A 4480-nucleotide genomic window follows, 5' to 3' on the forward strand; every position below is an offset into this window, starting at 1 on the left:
GGCAGGTGGCCATCGCCACCACGCCGGGAAAGGTTCGCCGCGTCCGGCTGCTGCCCGGCAACCCGCCGGCCACCCGACAGGCCGTCGACGCGATCATGTCCGCCGATCTGGTCGTATTGGGGCCCGGATCGTGGTTCACCAGCGTGATCCCGCATGTGCTGGTCCCCGAGCTGGCCGCGGCGCTGCAGGCGACCACGGCCCGGCGCGCGCTGGTGCTCAACTTGGTGGCCGAACCGGGGGAGACGGCTGGCTTCTCGGTAGAGCGTCATCTGCATGTGCTCGCCCAGCACGCACCGGACTTCACCGTCCACGACGTGATCATCGACGGTGAGCGGGTGCCGAGTGAGCGCGAGCGTGAGCAGCTGCGACGCACGGCGACTCTGCTTCATGCGCAGGTTCAATTCGCAGACGTGGCCCGGCCTGGTACACCTTTACATGACCCGGGCAAGTTGGCCGCGGCGCTGGATGGGGTGGGTGTGCGCGACATCTCCGCACAGCCACCTTCGGCGACGGCCACTGCCGCGATGCCGATCGAAAAAGAACGTCAACAGACCGGCGCAGAGGGACCGGGTCGTAACGTACCGAGGGGTGACGACGCGTGGCGATGACGGCCGAAGTCAAAGACGAGTTGAGCCGCCTGCTGGTGAGTTCGGTGACCGCGAGGCGTGCCGAAGTGACCTCACTGCTGCGATTCGCCGGAGGGCTGCACATCGTCGCCGGCCGTGTGGTCGTGGAAGCCGAGGTGGATTTGGGCAGCATCGCGCGACGACTGCGCAAGGACATCTTCGACCTGTACGGCTACAACGCCGTCGTTCATGTGTTGTCGGCCACCGGAATCCGCAAGACGACGCGGTATGTGTTGCGGGTCGCCAACGACGGTGAGGCGCTGGCTCGCCAGACCGGCCTGCTCGACTTGCGCGGGCGCCCGGTGCGGGGATTACCCGCCCAGGTCGTCGGCGGCAGCATCGCCGACGCCGAAGCCGCTTGGCGGGGCGCCTTCTTGGCGCACGGCTCGTTGACCGAGCCGGGCCGCTCGTCGGCGCTGGAGGTCAGCTGCCCCGGTCCGGAAGCGGCGCTGGCCCTGGTAGGGGCGGCGCGCCGGCTCTGGATCAGCGCCAAAGCGCGGGAGGTGCGTGGAGCCGACCGGGTGGTGGTGCGTGACGGTGAGGCGATCGGGGCCTTGCTGACCCGGATGGGCGCCCAGGACACCCGGCTGGTCTGGGAGGAGCGGCGGATGCGTCGCGAGGTCCGGGCAACGGCCAATCGGCTGGCAAATTTCGACGACGCCAATCTGCGGCGCTCGGCTCGTGCCGCGGTGGCGGCGGCCGCCCGCGTCGAGCGTGCGCTGGAAATCCTTGGTGACGGTGTCCCCGACCATCTTGCCGCGGCCGGCAAGTTGCGCATCGAACACCGGCAGGCCTCCTTGGAGGAGTTGGGTCGGCTGGCCGATCCACCGATGACGAAAGATGCTGTGGCCGGCCGTATTCGGCGTTTGCTGTCGATGGCTGACCGCAAGGCAAAAGTCGAAGGCATCCCGGACACCGAATCGGCAGTGACCCCGGACCTGTTGGAAGACGCCTAACCTTCTGCTTTGCTTCAGGCCCGATTGCCTTGGGCGACCCCTTGTCAGGGGATGGGTCTTCGTGGGGCGCAACACGTTCGACTCAAGCAGGTCACGCGGACGCAATAGTTGCGGCGTAGGAAACACTATGCCGCAAGACACAAAGCAACGGCCGAACGTCGCGATCGGCCTTGTTAACACGACAAAGCCCGTTTCCCGCCAAACGCGCGAGATCATGCACCGCGAAATCATCGTCAGCGGTGACGACCCGCTAGCGAAAACGATCGCCGAAGAGCTCAGGGGCGCCGGAGCGCGGATAATCCAGATCACCACTGCCGCAGATCTTCTCGGCGCCGGGGTACATCGCGCCCGTGCCGTGGTCTGCGCCGGTCCCGATGACGCGTTGAATCTCGAAATCGCCTTGTTGGCAAGAGAATACAGTCCGACTGTCCGCGTGGTGGCACGGCTGTCCAACGACGTGCTGCGTGAAGCGGTGGCCAGCGTCAGCGGCCCCGGCGCGATCTTGGACGTCGCCGACCTCGCGGCACCGTCCGTCGTCGAGGCAGTTCTGTCGCGTAACGCGCACCAGTTCGACACGGCGGGTATCGAATTCGTTGTCTGGGGAGCCGAGGCGCCGCGCGACGGGACTCTGCGCGAGATCTACGGCGACCTGGCACCGGTGGCGGTGGTGCACGGCGAGAACTCACCTGTCCCCGGAAAGGTGGCGGCATGTCCAGGACGGGATCTGCCGGTCTACGCCGGCGACTGGACCTCGATGATCGGCGTGAAGGACGAACTCGAAGCTCGCGGGATCACCGTGCCTCCGCCGACCGCGACGCGCTCTCGGCAATCCCGGGTGCGACGCGCAATCGATGCCGTGCGGGCCATACGCAACGACGTCAACCCGATGCTTTTTCCCTCATTGGCATTCACGCTGCTCCTCACGCTCGGCGCGGCGGCTTTGGTGCGCTTCACTTACCAGAACCCCCGGATGTCGTGGATCGACGCCCTGTACTTCGCGTCCGAGACAATTACCAGCGTGGGCTATGGCGATTTCAGCTTCGGCCAACAATCCCCGTTGCTGCGACTGTTCGCTGTCGTGCTGATGTTCGGCGGCGTGACCGTTACCGCCATCCTGGTCGCGTTGATCGCGGACCTGCTGTTGTCGCGTCGCTTCGCCCATACGGCCGGAGTCCGACGGGCACGCCATATGCGGGATCACGTCGTCGTTGTCGGGCTGGGTTCAACCGGTATCCGCGTCGTGAGTGATCTGACCGCTGCCGGATACGACGTTCTCGTCATCGAGCGTGATGAGAACAACCGCTTCCTTTCGATCGCGGCAGAACTCGACGTGCCGGTGATTTTCGGTGAGTCGACGATGCGCCAGACGCTGGAATCTGCGCGCGTCGATCGCGCCCGTGGCGTGGCGGTGCTCACCCAGAACGACATGAAGAACATCGGGACTGGGATCGTGCTGCTGGAAATCTTGGGATCCGATACCGAGGTGCCGATTGTGATGCGCGTTCAAGGCCGCGCGCTGGCCGCTGCGGTGAACCGCCAATTCGGTTTCGAGAACGTGCGGTCGATCGTCGACCTGGCAGCCCCCTGGTTTATCGGCGCGGCGATGGGCCTGCAGGTGCTAGGGACGTTTTGGGTCGGGCAGCGCTCCTTCATGGTCGGCGGAATGCTCGTGGCGGCGGGCAGCCAGCTCGATGGACTGCGAATGGCGGACCTGTCTACCGAAGTGCGCGTCATCGCGATTACTCGACCCGAGGGGCCGGTCAGCTTGCGCCCCCGCCGGGACGCCCGGCTGACGGCCGGCGACACCGTCTACCTCATCGGCCCCTACCGCGAGCTGATCGCCACGCTGCGCAAGGGCCAGCCTCCACCGCAAACCTCGACCGACGGTGGGCTTGCGGCGGCACTGGCGGCTGCGCGTTCACCGCACAGGCCACAACAAACGCGTCGCCCGCTATGGGCGCCAGAAGACGCTGAGGTTTGACGAACTGGTCCTGGTGACAGCGTTCGACAACTCGCGGCTATCGACCGATCGACATCCGATCTTGGACACCAGTTCTACACAACGGCACCCTGGGGGTATCCGGGGCCCGCTGCCCCAACCCTGACGCGCGGGCCACCGGATCCACCAGGAGGTAATGACCATGGCAATCACAAAGGTGCTAGTCAGCATCGCTATCGCTGTCGGCTCCGCTGTTGCGGTAGCAGCACCGGCCAGCGCCGGCCCGAATGCGTTCGGCCCCAACCCGTTCGGTGGCCTTGGCTGTAGCTGCCGAGTCGCCAGCCCGGATCAGGGGCAAGGGATCGATCGGGGAATCCGCGACGGTCTCGTCGTACTGACCCAACAACCCCGGCCGTAATCGGAGGAGAAAGCCGGCCGGAATGGCCGACAGCCAACGGCAATCGGTGACGTGATCGCAACGCGGCTGGCGGCATCTGCGCGCGCCGCGTCGGCAAGGATGGTCAGGCCATGATCCGAACGCACCAGCAACGAGCTCGGCGGTGCCGTCGTCGTGGCGCAAAAACTCCGCCGACACTGACCGGACATGCCCCTCACGCACCAGCCTGCGAATATGCTGACCGAGCGCCGTCGAAGCGTAACTCCCGCGAACCCGCAGACTTCCGTCAGAGTCCAAATACGGTGTGCCAGAGCCGACAATGTCGCTGACATCGCGGGAATGATTGGCCTTAAGCGGAATCGACTCAGGCAGCGGGTCCCGCCAGTCGTAGGCAAAAAGGCTTTCGTTGTCGCGATCCAGCGTGTCGTCACTCAGAATCATTTCGAACTCGCCAGCATCATCGTCCGCGAGTGGGTGCACCGCAGCGTCCACACTTTTGGTCAGTGCGCCCATTGGAGTGCCTCCAAATTCGGCGCGATAAATTGAAAGAAAATCCTTGGAG

At 65.4% G+C, this 4480-nt stretch carries 4 protein-coding genes; 3 read left to right on the forward strand and 1 reads right to left on the reverse strand.

From position 1 onward, the window contains the following. From WAN71_RS23520 to WAN71_RS23530, 3 genes are all read left to right on the forward strand, one after another. The coding region (locus WAN71_RS23520; RefSeq protein WP_422227636.1) for a 2-phospho-L-lactate transferase CofD family protein at nt 1–608 on the forward strand (608 nt) is incomplete at its 5' end. Continuing rightward, entirely contained in the window at nt 605–1582 is a 978-nt protein-coding gene (gene whiA / locus WAN71_RS23525) for a DNA-binding protein WhiA (protein WP_422227639.1), read from the forward strand. The genes WAN71_RS23520 and whiA, both read left to right, overlap by 4 nt. Nucleotides 1583–1709: 127 nt before the next feature. Beyond that, nucleotides 1710–3563: an NAD-binding protein gene (locus WAN71_RS23530; protein ID WP_422227637.1), complete on the forward strand. Its 1854-nt coding sequence runs from the start codon at nt 1710–1712 to the stop codon at nt 3561–3563. Between the two features lie 178 nt (nt 3564–3741). On the opposite strand, the gene WAN71_RS23535 is transcribed toward WAN71_RS23530, so the two are convergent. Beyond that, nucleotides 3742–4480: hypothetical protein (locus WAN71_RS23535; protein WP_422227638.1), on the reverse strand; the 739-nt coding region annotated here is incomplete at its 5' end.

Origin of the sequence: Mycobacterium sp., assembly GCF_049280035.1 — a bacterium.
GTDB lineage: Bacteria > Actinomycetota > Actinomycetes > Mycobacteriales > Mycobacteriaceae > Mycobacterium.

Coding starts and splice junctions, on each gene's coding strand:
- whiA (WP_422227639.1), top strand. CDS start 605: ATGACGGCCGAAGTCAAAGACGAGTTGAGCCGCCTGCTGGTGAGTTCG.
- WAN71_RS23530 (WP_422227637.1), top strand. CDS start 1,710: ATGCCGCAAGACACAAAGCAACGGCCGAACGTCGCGATCGGCCTTGTT.